At 37.2% G+C, this 17,008-nt stretch carries 13 protein-coding genes and 1 pseudogene; 10 read left to right on the top strand and 4 right to left on the bottom strand.

Annotation, left to right across the window (positions count from 1 at the left end; all coding sequences use genetic code 11):
* Nucleotides 1-125: 125 nt before the first annotated feature.
* Nucleotides 126-539, bottom strand: coding sequence for an NUDIX hydrolase (locus B154_RS29615; RefSeq protein ID WP_018616796.1), 414 nt, complete (start codon nucleotides 537-539; stop codon nucleotides 126-128).
* A 238-nt stretch (nucleotides 540-777) separates the two neighbouring features.
* Between B154_RS29615 and B154_RS0123415 the strand changes: the two genes are divergently transcribed.
* Nucleotides 778-1,761 carry an ABC transporter ATP-binding protein gene (locus tag B154_RS0123415; protein ID WP_018616795.1) on the top strand — a complete coding sequence of 328 codons (984 nt, stop codon included), beginning with the start codon at nucleotides 778-780 and terminating at the stop codon, nucleotides 1,759-1,761.
* A 19-nt stretch (nucleotides 1,762-1,780) separates the two neighbouring features.
* Here B154_RS0123415 and B154_RS0123410 read toward each other — a convergent pair whose 3' ends face one another.
* Together B154_RS0123410 and B154_RS0123405 are read right to left on the bottom strand one after the other, a co-directional pair.
* On the bottom strand, nucleotides 1,781-2,164 hold the full coding sequence (locus B154_RS0123410) for a DUF3037 domain-containing protein (protein ID WP_018616794.1): 384 nt from the start codon (nucleotides 2,162-2,164) through the stop codon (nucleotides 1,781-1,783).
* Nucleotides 2,142-2,939 carry a HipA family kinase gene (locus B154_RS0123405; RefSeq protein WP_018616793.1) on the bottom strand — a complete coding sequence of 266 codons (798 nt, stop codon included), beginning with the start codon at nucleotides 2,937-2,939 and terminating at the stop codon, nucleotides 2,142-2,144. Before B154_RS0123405 ends, B154_RS0123410 begins: the two co-directional genes overlap by 23 nt.
* A 269-nt stretch (nucleotides 2,940-3,208) precedes the next feature.
* Between B154_RS0123405 and B154_RS0123400 the strand changes: the two genes are divergently transcribed.
* The 9 genes and pseudogenes from B154_RS0123400 (at nucleotide 3,209) to B154_RS0123365 (ending at nucleotide 16,234) form a co-directional block, all read left to right on the top strand.
* Nucleotides 3,209-3,946 (top strand): 3'-5' exonuclease, encoded by a 738-nt coding sequence (locus tag B154_RS0123400; RefSeq protein ID WP_018616792.1) that lies wholly within the window; start codon nucleotides 3,209-3,211, stop codon nucleotides 3,944-3,946.
* Complete coding sequence (locus B154_RS0123395) at nucleotides 3,943-5,850, top strand: DUF294 nucleotidyltransferase-like domain-containing protein (protein WP_018616791.1); 1,908 nt, start codon at nucleotides 3,943-3,945, stop codon at nucleotides 5,848-5,850. The genes B154_RS0123400 and B154_RS0123395 overlap by 4 nt, the downstream gene beginning before the upstream one ends.
* Before the next feature lie 514 nt (nucleotides 5,851-6,364).
* Nucleotides 6,365-7,270, top strand: a complete 906-nt coding sequence (locus B154_RS0123390) for a hypothetical protein (protein WP_018616790.1) — start codon at nucleotides 6,365-6,367, stop codon at nucleotides 7,268-7,270.
* A 43-nt stretch (nucleotides 7,271-7,313) separates the two neighbouring features.
* Complete coding sequence (locus B154_RS0123385; RefSeq protein WP_018616789.1) at nucleotides 7,314-8,201, top strand: EamA family transporter; 888 nt, start codon at nucleotides 7,314-7,316, stop codon at nucleotides 8,199-8,201.
* Between the two features lie 245 nt (nucleotides 8,202-8,446).
* Entirely contained in the window at nucleotides 8,447-11,158 is a 2,712-nt protein-coding gene (locus B154_RS30310) for a TM0106 family RecB-like putative nuclease (protein WP_051084337.1), read from the top strand.
* A gap of 22 nt (nucleotides 11,159-11,180) precedes the next feature.
* Nucleotides 11,181-11,846: pseudogene (locus B154_RS33195) on the top strand (DEAD/DEAH box helicase); the annotation flags it as partial.
* Nucleotides 11,847-12,071: 225 nt separating this feature from the next.
* On the top strand, nucleotides 12,072-13,994 hold the full coding sequence (locus B154_RS0123375; RefSeq protein ID WP_018616788.1) for a T9SS C-terminal target domain-containing protein: 1,923 nt from the start codon (nucleotides 12,072-12,074) through the stop codon (nucleotides 13,992-13,994).
* A 354-nt stretch (nucleotides 13,995-14,348) separates the two neighbouring features.
* Nucleotides 14,349-14,738, top strand: coding sequence for a hypothetical protein (locus B154_RS0123370; protein ID WP_018616787.1), 390 nt, complete (start codon nucleotides 14,349-14,351; stop codon nucleotides 14,736-14,738).
* A gap of 86 nt (nucleotides 14,739-14,824) precedes the next feature.
* Nucleotides 14,825-16,234, top strand: coding sequence for a PQQ-dependent sugar dehydrogenase (locus B154_RS0123365; RefSeq protein WP_018616786.1), 1,410 nt, complete (start codon nucleotides 14,825-14,827; stop codon nucleotides 16,232-16,234).
* A 264-nt stretch (nucleotides 16,235-16,498) separates the two neighbouring features.
* Here B154_RS0123365 and B154_RS0123355 read toward each other — a convergent pair whose 3' ends face one another.
* Complete coding sequence (locus tag B154_RS0123355; RefSeq protein WP_018616784.1) at nucleotides 16,499-16,942, bottom strand: hypothetical protein; 444 nt, start codon at nucleotides 16,940-16,942, stop codon at nucleotides 16,499-16,501.
* Nucleotides 16,943-17,008: the final 66 nt, after the last annotated feature.

Genomic DNA, 17,008 nt, shown 5'->3' with positions numbered 1-17,008 from the left:
TTATTTTTTTTACAAAATTACGTCAAACGCTTTCTTTTCAATTAACAGTACCATTGGTTTTAAAGTTACTGATCTATTAAAAGAACGCTGGAAAACAACAATTATGCGTGAAGGCTTATAAATAGCTACCATTTCAATTTTCTCAGAATTTGCTTTTGATCAGAATAAAACAATTTTTTAATAGCATTGTCTACAGGCGTCCATAAGATCTTTCTGTTTTCTTTGTTTTTAGCATATTTTCCATCAAATCTCATCAGGTAAAAGGCTACTATTTGCTTCCTGAAATTCCATTGAAATCTTTCAGCGTTTCCAATTTTATTAATAATTAAAACTCGTACCCCTGCTTCTTCCTTTACTTCTCTTATAGCAGCTTTTTCTTCTGTTTCCGATGGCTCAATATGTCCTTTTGGCAATACCCAGATAAAAGGAAAGTGCCTGGCGGACACTAATAAAAATTCCTTTTGTCCGTTTTTTTCTCTGAAAACCACACCTCCTGCATGAGTAGGCTTATTTTTTTTCTTCAAAAGCAATGAAGACATATTGCCGTTATTTTAGCTAAACCTTTTTTAGTATTCTAATCTAAGGTAAAAAAATCTTATAGAAGGTAATGTTTATAAAGAAAAGCATAAAGAAATGATGATAAGGTAATAACAAAAAGGTGCCTTTGTTTTCACTTATGAGTGGCTTAACAACGAGTTTTAGTAATAGTCATATACCTTTAATGGCTTTTAAGTAGGCTTTGTTATTTCATGAATTTGTAAAATTTGTTTTCATTATATGAGCTTAGTAGATGTGTCAGGAATATGTAAACAACAGGAAGGAGAAATTGTATTAAAAGATATATCGTTTAGCCAGCAGAGGAGACAAAAAATAGCAATCGCCGGAGAAACCGGATCAGGAAAAAGTACTTTACTGAAAATAATAGGGGGCTTCGTGCAACCAGATGAAGGCCGGGTGCTATTTGAAAATGTGAGGGTAGAAGGTCCTGCAGAAAAATTAATACCCGGACATCCTGGTATCGCATATTTGTCGCAGCAGTTTGAGTTGCCAAATAATTATTATGTTGAAGAAGTGTTAGAGTATGTAAATAAATTAGGGGGTGATGAAGCGCTTACTTTATATAAGATTTGCAGCATTGATCATTTGTTACAACGAAGAACTGATCAGCTGTCAGGAGGAGAAAAACAACGTATTGCCCTCGCCCGGCTACTTACCACTTCGCCTAAACTTTTATTGCTCGATGAACCTTTTTCTAATCTTGATATTATACATAAGAATATTTTGAAGTCCGTTATCAGGGACATTAGTGAAAGATTAAAAATCACTTGTACTCTTATTTCGCATGATCCTCTTGACATTCTTTCCTGGGCAGATGAGATCATCGTGCTAAAAAATGGCCAAATCATTCAGAAAGGGTCGCCCCAGCAAATCTATCATCAACCGGTTAATGAATATACTGCCGCTCTTTTCGGAAATTATAATCTTATAAATCCTTCACTATTCCAGGCGTTGAATAACGTAAGAAGCAGCGAAATAAATGGTAAAAAAATGTTTATCCGCCCGGAGAGTTTCAAAATAGTAGATAAGAATATCAATTCTTACGAGGCAAAAGTTAGGGAAGTAATTTTTTTAGGTAGCCTGTGTGAGATCGAAGTTTTACTGTTGGGCGATCGTATTACCATTAAAACAAATGATTGCAAAATTGAAAAAGGTGATACTATTTATCTTTCTTTATCACTAGATGCTATATGGTACATATAAGGTATACTTGAATGTCTTCTTATTTAACTAGTTGTTCATATAGTTTTACCAATGTTTCGCGGGCATCTTCACACAATCCCGAATGAACAGGTGATGTTTGAACAATAGTGCTGCGGGTCGCAGTGAGCCAACGAAATCGTTCAGCCATTGGCAGTTTAGCAATTGCTCCGCCTTGCTTATTTCCTTCACTGATTTTTGTAAATGCACCCAGGCACTCCTCCACTTCAGGTATATTTAAATTGCTTGAAAAGTTATGAAGCCGTTCCTTGTCGACTCCAAACATTGCCTGCAAAAAATGTTGTTTCCGACAATATAGTATTACACCCACATTTAGAAATTCTTCGCGTTCCACTCTTGGTACTACACGAATAACTGCGTACTCAAACAAATGCTTCTCTTGCATACTTCGCTTCTTTGACAAAAATTTCTGATAGGGAAAGGCGTGTTTCTAAAAAATGTTTGTAAATCTTCTTTTTTTCTGCCGGAGTCGCAGATGAGGAATCATCCGCTAACCATTCCTCGGGAAGCAAAGAAACAATTGAATCAATACGTTCAGAACTTAAAATTGAGCGATATTCTGTATCTACTGCATCTAGTTCTGTTGCCCATGGAAGCAGTACATGATCTTTGACTTGCGTAAATGGTTTCCGTGCCTGTTCTTCGAAATTTTGCCACGAGTGATGAAAGTAAAGTGATGCGCCATGATCAATCAGCCACAACTGCTTATTCCACATAAGCATGTTAGTATTGCGGGCTGTGCGATCTACATTCATCACAAAGCAATCGAGCCATACTATTTGCGAGGCAAGCTTTGCATCGATAGTCGTTACGACAGGGTCAAAGGTGATGGCCTGTGAAAGATAATGAAGACCAAGATTGAGGCCTACGCTTGCCTTAAGTAAATCTTGTATTTCCTCGTCTGGTTCTGAGCGTCCAAATGCAGCATCGAGATTGCAGAAGACAATTTCAGGTACCCTCAATCCCAGCAATCGTGCAATTTCACCGGAGATAACTTCCGCAATAAGAGCTTTTGCACCTTGCCCCGCTCCCCGAAACTTTAGAACATACAGAAACTCATCATCTGCTTCTGCAATTGCTGGTAGCGAGCCGCCTTCACGCAAGGGCGTTACATATCGTATTACATTAACAGTTCTGAGTTCAGGTGGACTATAGTTCATAAATTACAACTGCATATACTTATTCATTTTGCTCCTGCAAGTAAAAATTTACAAGATGTATTTACCGGGGCGAATGTAGAACGTTTTTTTAATTATCAGAATATTCCTTAAACCTGCAACAGCTATTATTACCATGGATCAGATAAAGAAAAACTACAATGATAATGTTTAAAAAAAGCTTTTTGTTAGTAGGCGTTCAGTTATTTACATTTAAAACTTGCAAATGGTATTGATGACGAATAATTTAATTTTTCTCTCAAAAAAGTTTGGTGCTTACCTTACACCCCCAAACTTTTCAATTTTTTCCCTTGACCGATTACCTGTTGTTTATTGATACTGAAACTTCGGGACTTCCAAATGATTGGGAAAAGCCTTATTCTGCTCAGGATAACTGGCCTTCTTGTGTTCAGATTGCCTGGATTATTTATACTAAAGATGGGCAGCAGGTAAAGCAGGAAAATCATTTTATAAAAGAGAATGATTTTAAAATTTCGAAATCTTCCACAAAAATTCACGGTATTACTGAATCGTTTCTTTCAATAAATGGAGAAAGCCGCAGGGAAGTCATGGAATTACTTTCTCACGATGTTATAACCTATCAGCCCCTGGTAATCGGGCATTTTATGAACTTTGATTATGACATGCTTGGAGTTGATTTTTATAGATCTGGAATTGATAATCCTATTAAAAAGGAAATGACTTTTTGTACCATGGTTGCTACAACGTACATGGTTAAAAACCCTACACTTAAATTTTTTAGACTGGGTGAGTTGTATGAATGTTTGTTCGATACTAAGCTTTACAATCAACACAATGCTTTGGTTGATGCAAAGGCAACGGCCGATTGCTTTTTCGAACTAATAAAACGTGGGGAAGTCACGGATGAAACGATTGCTTTTCAACAAAAAGAGGCACAGGCTTCTGAGATACAAGAGAAACAAACCGGCTGCATGGTCCCCATACTTTTAATCATTTTCCTAACCTTTTTAATACTTTATATTTTATGAATGATCGCCTGGAAATTCTTAAAAATACAGTACCCTTTAACAGCTTACCTGAAGATGTGCTGATTGGTGTTTCAGATTTATTAGAATATGTGAAATATAGTAAAGAGGCTATTATTTATCAGCAGGAGGTTACGAAAATGAATAAGGTAGATATCATTGTACAAGGTGAATATGAAACTTTTTTTTATGACAGCGCTCAAAATAAAAGGTCAGTTGAACTCTATCTTCCCGGTCATTCTTATGGAGGCATATCGGTACTGTTGAACAGAAAACGTTCTTTAAAAACTGTCATTGCTAAAAAGGGAACAGTAGTTTACACCCTGCCACGAAAAGATTTTGTTGAGTTATGTAAATCATTTGAAAGCTTTTTTCATTATTTCACAGCAGATTTTGGCAAGCATATGCTCGATGATGAATTTGCTCATTTTGTAAAAAAACCGACAACTTTTGAGGAAAGTTATATAGCTTCTGACCAATTGTATTCTCGCAAGATCGAAAGCATTCAATATCGTAATATTGTATCCTGTCCGGCCTCTACACCTATTTACGTCGCAGCGATAGCTATGGCAAAAAACAAAGTCAGCTGCTTATTTATAAAAGACGAATCTGAAAAAATAATTGGCTATATTACCGATATAACTATAAGAGATAAAGTTGTGGCTACCGCGTCAGACGCGCACAATCCTATAATCAGCATTATAGATAAGCCCGTCGTTTCAATCAGTACGCAGGCGTATGTTTATGAGGCTATTCTTATGATGTTTCGTACAAAAACAAAATACCTGCTGATAGAAGAGAATGGTGAATATATTGGTTTTCAAAGCCGCAACAAATTGTTAAGTGAACAGGCGCAGTCGCCGCTGGTATTTATTCAATCGGTTAAATCTTCTACTACTGTTGACGAGCTTAAAAAGAAATGGGAAAAAGTACCGTCGATTGTAACACAGCTTCTGGAGCGGGGAGTAAATGCAGAAATTGCGAACCAGGTAATAACAACCGTTGCAGATACTATTGCCATAAAGGTAATCGAAGGCGTAATAGATGAAATAGGGCAACCTCCTGCAAAATTCGTTTTTATTGTACTTGGAAGTGAGGGACGTAAAGAGCAGACATTGAAAACCGACCAGGATAATGCAATTATTTACGAAGATAAAGCCAACGAACAACGAGAGTTGGTCAGGGAATATTTTTTGAAATTTGCAGAAATTGTATCAGGCAGATTAAATGATATAGGATTTAGTTTTTGCCTTGGTGGCTTTATGGCAAAAAATCATGAATGGACACACTCATTGTCGTATTGGAAAAGAAATTATACCAGTTGGATAGAAGATTCACTTGCAGAGACAGCCATAAAGTTTTCCACCTTTTTTGACTGCCGGTTTCTCTTTGGTGAAGCTTCAATTATGGATGAACTTAAAGCGTTTTTAGATGAGGAATTGCAAAAACCACTTGAAAAGCTTTTTTATTTCATGGCCAAAAATGCACTGCAATATGAACCTCCACTAACGTTCTTTAAAAATATAAGAACGACAACGATAGGTTCGCAAGAAGTATTTGACATTAAAAAAGCAATGACGCCGATAGTAGATCTTGTAAGGGTGTATGCACTCCAAAACCGTATTTTTGAGGTGAATACCGGAGAACGCCTGAAAGCTCTAAAAGAAAAAGGAATATTTACTGAAACATCTTTTAATGAGTTAAGTCAATCCTACTACTTTCTCATGAGTCTTCGACTAAAAAACCAGGCTAATCAAATTATTATGGATCGCAAGGAGCCGGATAACTACATAGATCTTAATAAATTAACGAAAATAGAACAGGGAACATTAATAGAAATATTCAAGACGATTGCTAATTTTCAATCCAGGATTCGTATTTCTTTCACTAATAATCTTTTCGGCTAAGTTTCTTTGAAAACCGCTTTTGCAAACTATTGCTTAAATAGCAGGCGAAATTAACACATATCAGATTCCGTAGCAATATTTCAAAGTCTTGTAGTGAAGGCCATTTACGCTTTTTACTATATCTTATTTAGATGTTGCAATTGATTTTACCGGCTCAATTTCTGCGACCGGCATTGTTTTATCCCGCTTTAGCACCCCGGCTTTGATAAAATTTTCTTTTAAAACTATTTTTATTGTTCATTGGTTGCAGTTGCTAAGGCTTTGATCCCGTTGCATATAATTGAAATCGCACTAATAAACATAAAAGGAGTTTCAAAGAGAAGTCTATTAGAAATTTTGAGAGGGGAGGGGTGATTAATTTTCTGTAGTAGGCGGATAGAATTTCTAATGAACATCTCGCGTTCAGCAGTAAGAATAAAAGCAACTTTTTTTATATTACATCGTTATTTTACTTGACGCCAATTAAAATTTTTACCTTCGCGACGAATATTTGAACAGCTTATTCAAAATAAAAATGAAAAAACTTTCCATACTATCTATTTTGCTTTTAACTATTACGCAGGCGTTTTCTTGTGATATCTGTGGCTGTAGTTCGGGTAATTATTTTTTAGGTCCATTTCCACAATTCAGAAGCCATTTCTTTGGCACGAGGTATAATTTCAAAAGTTTTGAAAGCAGGCTAAAGTCAGATCATACACAGTTCAGCAAAGACTTCTATCAAAGTATAGAACTATGGGGAGGTTTAAATATTGGCAGAAAATGGCAAGTTCTTTCATTTGTGCCGTATAATATAAACAAACAAACATCTGACGATGGAACAAAGACTAACAACGGTATAGGTGACATAAGTTTTATTGTAAATCATAAAATATTAGACAAGAGGAATACGAATGCGAATGAAAAGATGATCAGCCAGCAACTTTGGGTAGGTGGAGGTTTAAAACTGCCAACAGGAAAGTTCTCTCCCGATGAAGTAGATATTATACCAGAGGCAAATAACCAGGCTGGCACGGGCAGTGTCGACTTTATATTAAATGCAATGTATACGCTTCATGTTGAGGATTGGGGCATTAACAGCAATGTAAATTATAAGATAAACCGAAGTGCGGAAAATTTCCATTTTGGTAATCAGTTCAATACTGCCGCATTTGTTTTTCATTCATTCTCAAGTGGTAGTGGCAATACAACAGTTAATCCCAATGCTGGTCTTCTATTCGAAAAAATAGATGCAAATGAACTAAACAAATCAAAAGTTGAAGATACGGGTGGAAATGCTCTGTTAGCTGCAGCAGGAATGGAGGTTAATTTTGCTAAAATGGCTGTAGGTTTTAACACTCAGCTACCAGTCAGCCAAAACCTGTCAAACGAACAGACTAAAGTGAAAATGAGGGGAATGCTGCATGTAACATTCTTATTTTAATGAGTTGAAGTTTGCACGTGCTCTTTATAACCAGTAATGATACATGATAGAAACTGTTTTAACCTCAATAGCCGTTTCAGTAAGAATTCTTTCCAATCCTTTAGCTAACGTTTTTCAAAAACAACTTACCTCAAAAGGAAATCATCCTTTACTCATCAATTTTCTAACTTATTTGCTATTGTCGATTGTTTGCATTTTTATTGCAATACCCGTACAGTGGAAAAATTTAGCAACGCAATTCTGGCTTTATTCTATTTTAGGCGGAATAGCAGGCGCTTTGGGAAACGGCTTTTTAGTAAAAGCATTACAAAAGGGAGATCTTTCGGTACTGGGACCAATTAATTCTTATAAATCTGTTGTAGGAATAATAGTTGGTATTTTCCTGCTTAGAGAAATTCCTAATCTCTGGGGAGTATTGGGAATTGCGTTAATTGTTTATGGAAGCTATTTTGTTTTAGATACAACTGAAGAAAGGTTTTCAGTGGCTCTGCTAAAAAAAGATGAAATACAATATCGCATTTGGGCAATGATATTAACTGCGATTGAAGCTGTATTTATAAAAAAAATTATTTTAGCTTCTTCTTCTACCATTGCTTTTATAAGTTGGTGCTGGTTTGGTGCATTTTTTTCTTTTCTCTTTTTGTTTGTTTATCGGCTTAATTTTTTAAAAGAAATTAGAAAAGTGAAATCTGCAAGTTTTAGTAGATATATGTTCCTTATCCTTTGTATCGGACTTATGCAGTTTACTACTAATTATACCTTTGCTCATATGCCCGTTGGCTACGCTTTATCACTCTTTCAACTCTCAACTATTGTTAGCGTAATTCTAGGGCACAGGCTTTTTGAAGAACAAGATATTCGTAAAAAGCTATTTGGTTCAGCCATAATGATTGCAGGTTCAATTGCTATTATACTTTTAAAAAATGATTAAAGTCTATTAAAGCTGACCAGTAAGCGCCTTAAAAATAGCGGTCCCTACCATTGCAAATAAAGAATAAGATTGTTGTTATTTGTCCAAGCTATTGAGCTCCGTTCATTTACGAGAAAGAAAACAAATAACTTCATAAAAATTAACCTTTGATCCCTACTAAACTGTTTTGCTTTCGCCAGTAGCACGATAAAAGTTTTATATTGCTTTTTGCAATAAGTAAAAAGAGGAATGTATAGAAATATCTCATGAAAAAACTTCACAACGATATTGAACTTTCTGCCCGCGATCTCTCTAATTATATCGCGTGCAGACATCTCACTTTTTTAGATCTGCGTGTAGCCAATGGTATTATTGAACAGCCCAAATATCGTGATCCCATGCTTGCAGTCTTACAGGAAAGAGGACTGGAATTTGAACAGGCCTACCTGCAATCATTAAAAGATAAAGGTTTTAGCGTATCAGAACCAACAAGTGATGAAAGCGCAGCGGGTTTACAAAGAACAATACAAGCAATGCAGCAAGGCGCTGATTATATTTACCAGGCAAGTCTTAAAAATGGAATTTGGCAGGGAAAAGCTGATTTTCTAAAAAAGGTTAAAAAACCTGGCAAGCTCGGGCCGTGGTCTTATGAAGTTATTGATACAAAACTGGCAAAATCAACCCGGGCAGGAACGATCTTGCAGATCTGCCTTTACTCTCAACTTGTCGCCGACATACAAGGATTGTTACCAGAGTTTATGTACGTTATCACCCCTGAAAACGATCTATCTATTAATACCTACCGGGTTAACGATTTTATAGCTTACTTCAGGTTTGTGCAAGAAGGGCTGGTTACTGCTATTAAAAAAGGAACGGATGACATCTATACTTATCCTAATCCCGTGCAGCATTGCGAGATATGTCGGTGGTGGCAGAATTGTGATAGACAGCGGAGAGATGATGACCACCTATCGTTGGTTTCAGGAATATCAGGCAGGCAGGTTGCAGAAATCAAAAAATGGGAGGTACACACTCTTAAAAATTTAGCTGAGTTGCCAATTCCACTTGCACAACAACCATCAAGAGGTTCAATAGATACATATGAACGGGTAAGGGAGCAAGCCAGGGTGCAGTTTGAAGCAAGAGTTAAAAAAGCACCGGTTCACGAGCTTTTAGAAATCAATCAAGAAAAAGGATTTTTCAGGCTACCGGAACCGTCAGAAGGAGATATTTTTTTTGATTTTGAAGGTGATCCTTTCGTGGGGACAACCGGCCTTGAATATTTATTTGGATGGGCAGTTGTAGATAAAGGCAAAGAAACTTACCATCGCATTTGGGCGCTGTCAGCCGCAGAAGAAAAAAAGGCATTTGAAGACTTTGTAGATGGGGTTATGGCACGTTGGAAAATTTACCCTGGTTTTCATGTTTATCACTTCACTAATTATGAACCAGCAGCACTCAAACGTTTAATGGGAAAATATGCTACGCGCGAAGATGAAATTGATCGCATGCTAAGAGGGGAAATTTTTATTGACTTGCATAGTATCACTAAACAATCTCTTCGTGCAGGAATAGAAAAATATTCTTTAAAAGACCTCGAAATATTTCACGGTTTTACCCGTGAACTCCCACTCAAACAGGCTTCTCTAAACTTAAGGGCCATAGAGCGATATTTGGAGCTAAACAATGCGTCAAATATCCCATCTCAAATAATCGAAGCGGTTGAAGAATATAATAAAGAAGATTGTATCTCTACAAAACGGTTGAGAGATTGGCTTGAGAAACTAAGGGCTGACCTTATTAAAACCGGAAAAGAAATTCCAAGACCTGAAGTTAAACCGGCTGACGCAAGTGAGTCTTTAAAAGAATTTCAGCAGCGCATACAACCTATTTATCAAAAGCTTATCGCAGGTATATCTATCGATAGGAGCGAGCGTAATGACAAACAACAGGCAAAATGGTTGCTCGCTAACATGCTTGAATGGTACCGTCGTGAGAAGAAAGCTACCTGGTGGGAGTATTTTCGTTTGTGTGAATTGCCTGACAATGAATTGTTTGAAGAAAAGGCGGCTCTTTCGGGTTTGCAATTTAGCGGGCAAAGGCAACCGGTTAAAAAAAGCTTCGTTGACCGCTACAAATACCCTCCGCAGGAGTGCGACGTACGCAGAGGCGATACCCTTAAATGTGGAAATGGCGACGATTTTGGCGAGGTCGTTTCTATTGATTATATTTCTTGTACGATAGATATTAAGAAAGGTCCGAAAAAAGAGAAAATACATCCTGCTTCTGTTTTCAGGCACAATGATGTACGAGATAGCATAAAAGAAGATGCAATCATTCGAATAGCAACATGGGTTGCAGATAATGAAATAGATGCAGATGGATCATATAGATCAGGAAGAGATTTGTTGCTAAGTTATCCGCCAAGGACAAAAAAGCCTGTAACGGTATATGATAGTTCTTTGGATTTAGCTGTTGAATGGGTACAGCTTTTAGATACCAGCGTATTACCCATACAAGGACCGCCTGGAGCAGGAAAAAGTCATACGGCAGCACAAATGATAATCGCGTTGGTTCGGTCTGGTAAAAAAGTCGGTATTACCGCTCTCAGCCACAAAGTTATCAGGGGGCTTTTGGAAAAAGTGATGAAAGCTGCAGAAGAACTAAACGTTGCTTTAAGATGCATACAAAAAGTATCTGTAGTTTCAGGACAAAGCAGTCCAGGAATATTGGAAACGGATGATAATAAGGCTGTTCTTAAAGCTCTACAGTCAGATGAGGTTAAGGTAGCAGCCGGAACGGCGTGGCTTTGGGCTCGCGAAGATTTTGCAGAAGCAGTTGACGTGTTATTTGTTGATGAGGCAGGACAATTCAGTTTAATTGATGCTTTGGCAGTTTCGCAAGCTGCTAAAAATATTGTTCTTTTAGGTGATCCCCAGCAATTGAAACAACCCCAGCAAGCAGGGAAGCCATCCTGAGGGTACCGAGGTTTCTGCTCTTGAGCACATTTTGCAGGAGCATAAAACCATTCCTGATGATAGGGGCATATTCTTAGGTGAAACCTGGCGAATGCATCCAAAGATTTGTGCCTTTATTTCAGAATTATTTTACGAAGGAAGACTGCATCCACGACCTGACCTTATTAATCAGGTAATAGAAGGAAAAACATTATTCAAAGGGGCAGGGTTGTGGTTTGTACCTGTTGAACATGAAAACAATCAAAGCTGTTCAGACGAAGAGGCTGATAGAGTTGCTGTAATAGTTAGTGAACTAACAAAGGATGACGTGTTGTGGACAGACAAGCACGGCAAAAAAAGAACCCTTACGCTTGCTGATATTATGATCATTGCACCCTACAATGCCCATGTTGTTGCTCTTGCAACCAAACTGCCACCTAATGCACATATTGGAACAGTTGATAAGTTCCAGGGGCAGGAAGCAGCGGTTGTAATATATTCAATGAGCACATCATCGCCCGAAGATGCACCGCGCGGAATGGAGTTTTTGTACAGTCTCAACAGGTTAAATGTCGCAGTATCGAGAGCTAAAAGTATATTTATTCTTGTAGCAAGTCCAAAATTGTTTCAGCCAAGTTGTAATAATCCTGATCAGATGAGGTTAGCAAATGCTTTTTGTCGTTATTTGGAGTTAAGTGAGATCGCTTAAGTAAGGATAATTATATTCCTCAGAGCGTTTACTAAATTCCTAATTTAATTAAATATTTATCTGTTCCTTTATTGTTACTGCACTATTTAAAAAAGAATTAGTATAGAAAATCCGGATTTTAAAAATTATAAAGTAAGAAAAGAGGTAAAAAGCAGCTATACTAGTTAATATTACATCTAGTTCTTGCAAATAACTATATCTAACCTGGTTAAAGACTGTTCATAAATGAAATTTTTAGTTTTCCCGTTTTTCCTACTGTTATTAAGCGGCATTGCCAATGGGCAGCTTTGCAATGGAAATTTGGGAGACGCCATCATAAATACCACTTTTGGCAATATACACAAGCCCTTACCCCGCACTACTACTACTTATGAATACGCAGGCGGATGTCCAGCAGCAGGCCAATATACAATACATAATTTTTTGTTTGGATGTGGCAATCGCACATGGGTAAAACTTACCGGCGATCATACAGGCGGTTATAATGGAAACTATATGCTTGTAAATGCCGAATCTTCGCCCGGAAACATATATGTAGACACCGTAACAGGTTTATGCAGCAATACAACCTATCAGTTTGCCGCATACATTACAAGTGTTATGCAAAAGATTACGTGCGACGGTAAGGCAGTATTGCCTGACATCATCTTTACCGCCGAAACCTTATCAGGAACCGTAATAGCGCGTTACAATACAGGCGACCTTCCTTTGACTGATGATAAACAATGGAAGGAATATGGATTGTCTTTTACGAATCCACCCGGTATAACAGTTGTAATACTGCGTATTAGTATAAAGCCTGGTTACGGCTGCGGAAGCGCCTTTGCATTAGATGACATAACCTTAAAGGTTTGTGGTCCTCCTGTAGCCGTTGCTATCAATGGAAACAGCGACTCTGCTCTCGACTTGTGTGAAGATTATACTTCCCCGATTGTTTTAAATGCAACTTATGGTTATGGTTTTTCTAACCCCGTGGTAATGTGGCAAAACAGCATCGACACAGGTAAAACATGGAATGATATGCCGGGTGAAACCTCAACCACTTACATTGTTCCGCATATGTCTGCTAAAACTGTTCTTTACCGCATATTAATAGCAGAAAATCGAAATATCAATTCACCGAAGTGCAGAATAGCCTCTAATCCTGTTTCAATAAGTGTTCATCCTTTACCTGCCCACCGACCTCTTCAAAACCTTCTGGGATGCCTGGATAAAGATCTGGTACTGCCGTATGCTGATGTATCTGCACGATCAGTGCGATGGACAGGTCCTAATAACTATTTTTCTACGAATGCAGTATCAACTGTTCCAAATATTCAAGCTAATGATACAGGCCTGTACAAAATCTACCAAAAGTTTGATTACGGTTGTACGTCGTTAGACTCTTTTTATTTAAAAGTAGCTCCTTCAGTAACTATTGCAGCAAATAGTTCCTATGCCTTATGTGAAAATAGTACTATAACGCTTACCGCATCAGGAGGGGAAACGTACAAATGGACGCCATCTTATGGATTATCAAACGATACTATAGCAAACCCGGTTGCAAACCCTTCAGAAAAGACAGTATATACAGTAACTGCCAGTAATTCTTATGGTTGTAAAGATTCCGCCTTTGTAACCGTGAATGTTTATAAAAATCCCTTTGCCAACGCTAGTAATAATATTACAATGATCAAAGGCGATACTGCAACACTGCCTGCAACTGTTGCTGGAACATCTGTAAATGTATCGTGGACACCAGCACTGTTTATAAATGATAGCCATGCAATAACTCCAAAAATTTTTCCTCCATACGATATGCAGTACACACTGAGTGTAGCCTCTTCAGTTGGCTGTGGTATTGCTACTTCTACTGTCTTCATAAAAGTGTTTGATAACTTCTATATTCCCTCTGCTTTTACCCCAAATGATGATGGTGTAAATGATAGATTTAAAGTAATGGTGCCGAGCGGCTACGCTTTACAAAAATTTATTGTTTATAATCGGTGGGGCCAAAAAGTTTATTCGGGTAAAGACGCTAGCAGTGGGTGGGATGGCAATGTAAACGATATACGTCAGCAAACAGGAACATTTATATATGAAGTTGAAATGAAAACTTCATCAGGGAAAAAAATATTTAAAAAAGGTACGGTAATGCTGATCAGGTAAGTCATCCTTTTAATTTGTATTTGATTTTAAAGATCACACCACCCTAGAATGTATGTAAAAGAAAAGCATTTACCAAAATATTCGAATAAATAGAAGCTTCTGATTGCTTAACTGCTGGTAAAAAGACAGGCTACCGGAAGAGAGATATCCAACTTAACTACATATTCAGATAGAAAAATAAATAAAGTTATTTATGAGCTGTATAAGTTGGGTGAGGAGTAAATTGGACTGTGGAGGCAGTTGAACGAATAATTATTAAAAAACGTGATTCTTATAGTTTTTTAAAAAATAATTAAAGGCCTTTACCTTATTTTTATTTCTCTTATGCCCCTTTTTTTAAGTTTGTAGAATATTATGAAGGAGAATGAATTTTTATTACTGGAATATTTACAATCCAATTCACCAAAAACTTTTAAAGAACTGGAGGATTTCTTTATAGGAAAATTTCCTAATAATAGAGAAGAATCTCTTATGATTTATCTCAAAAATTTAGAATGGAGTGGTTTAATTACTGATGAGCAGGAATTAATATTCATAAATGAAACGGGTAGAAGAATATTCAAAGAAGAAAAAGCAAAAAAGAACAAAATTGTTTACGAGAAAAATTTACAAATTCAAAAATTAGAGATTGATCTTGTTAATGCTAAAAGAGTATATAAAACTTATTGGTTAACCTTTACTTTGGCGATATTAAGTTTTGCTATTTCTTTAATACTACTAATCCTAAAATTTAAAGGGCTATAGCAACAAAATTCTATTCATGTTCTCTATAACATATATATGTCGCCCTGAACAATTAAACGAGAGGACATTTGCTAATAAATAATTTTATGAAACAACTTTTACTTTTTAGTCTACTTTCTATTCTAATTGTAACTTCCGCTTACTCTCAGCAAGCAGAAGTCATTTACAAAACCTATTGTGGAGGTTGTCATGGGGCAGACTTAGAAGGCAACTCAGCACCTGCATTAATTAAAACAAAATGGCTGCATGGCGCAAGCAGAAGTGCCCTGTTTAGAAATATTAAGGCAGGAATCCCGAATACGGAAATGAAAGGTTGGGGCAATGTTTTGAAAGACAACCAGATTAGCACATTGGTTGATTACATCCGCTCTTCTCAAAATAAACCTGCTAAAACAAAAGATACAATTCCTGCAAAACTTGTTACGGAAGATTATGTATTAAAAGTAGAAAAGCTTGTTACAACTGATATAACCACTCCCTGGGCTATTGAATTTGTAAATGCAGATCGTGCTTTGATTTCTGAAAAACCCGGCAAACTTCGTTGGATGATTAATGGTAAGCTTGATACCGTTCCCATCCTTGGACTTCCTGCTACACACATAGCCAGCGGCACAGGCGGTTTTATGGATATTGCTTTAGATCCAAAATATTCTGTAAATGGTTGGGTTTATTTGGGTTTCAGTTATACAAAAGGAGACATTCACGATAAAGACGCACCCGGGATGACAAAAATAATTCGGGGCAAAATAAAAGACCATGAATGGACGGATCAACAAACTTTATTTGAGGTGCCTGACTCTTTAATGGTTGTTCGGGGCGATCGATGGGGATGCCGGTTCTTGTTTGATAAGTCAGGTTATCTCTATTTCACAATAGGTGATATGGGCAAAGCTGACGCCTCTCAAGACCTGAGGCGTGCTACAGGAAAAGTTTATCGCATTTACCCTGACGGTTCTATTCCAAAAGATAATCCTTTTGTAAATACCCCCGGGGCACTGCCTGCAATATTCACTTACGGCAACCGCAATGTAGAGGGCATTGCCCAACATCCTGTTACGGGAGATATTTGGGCTACTGAGCATGGCCCAAGAGGTGGCGACGAATTAAATATATTAAAAAAGGGAGCGAATTACGGATGGCCTGTTATCACATACGGCATAGATTACAGTGGGAAGATAGTGTCGGAAAAGACAGCTCAAAAAGGTATGGAGCAACCCATTGTGCAATGGACACCCTCAATTGCAGTGTGCCCTGCAGAATTTTGTACCTCTCCGCTTTTTCCGAAATGGAGAAACAACCTGATGGTAGGGGCTCTTGCTTTTGAAGAATTGCGCAGACTTGTAATTGTGAATAAAAAAGTGACTAAACAGGAAATGATTATGAAAGGCTTTGGCCGCGTCAGAGACATTAAATTTGGCCCTGATGGCGCTCTTTATGTTCTGTTAAACAAACCTGATGTGATCGTTCGCATTACCCCGCTTACGAAATCGAAATAGCAGTACGGGCGCCAATAAAATTTAAGAGTTTTTCATCCGATCCGTTATACCCAGAATATTCCTTTTACAAATTCAACTTCAATGCAAATGATTAAAGCCAGGCTAAGCCTGGCTTTAAAAAATGTTAGTGTTTTTTCTGGCAGAGATACTAAGCCTAAGATTACCTTGAATAAAAGCATCTGATGTTTTGCCCCATGATAGGGCGCCTTCTGCCATTTTTATACACAAGGGGGATGCCATTGCCATTTTTATGTCGCAAAAAAATTAGTGTTGTTTTGCAAATTTTGATAACACTTTATTATCTCCTAAAGCTGTGGCTTCCACTATCCAGCAATTATCTTTATCGTCAATTGTTAATGAATATGACAATTCATTGCCTTCCACTATTTCAGTTACCAGTTTTATAGTTTTGCCACTGTATTTTTCTTTTATTTTTAAAAGAACATTGAGAGGTAACAGTTCTTGGCCAGCAACTCTGCTCGAGCGAACAAATTTTCCATCTTTATTATAGGTTATACTTGTAATAACATTTTTAGTTGTAAAGCGTGCTGAGTATGTTTTATCAGTAACATACCATTGTACATTTTTTACATCCTTAAAAGTTTCATTGAAAATTGTCTCCACATTATTTGTCGTATTGGTTTTAGGAGACTTGAACGAGGTGAAAAGGACGAATGACAGCATCAGGAAAAGGCTAAGCTTTTTCATAATTGTAAGTTTTGTGTTTAAAGAAATATTGATTGCAGTGTCAAAATTATCTCTAATAATTAATTA

This window comes from Segetibacter koreensis DSM 18137, from assembly GCF_000374045.1.
GTDB classification, from domain to species: domain Bacteria; phylum Bacteroidota; class Bacteroidia; order Chitinophagales; family Chitinophagaceae; genus Segetibacter; species Segetibacter koreensis.
Note: the sequence above shows the minus strand (reverse complement) of the source record. Positions and strands in the feature narration are given on the sequence as shown.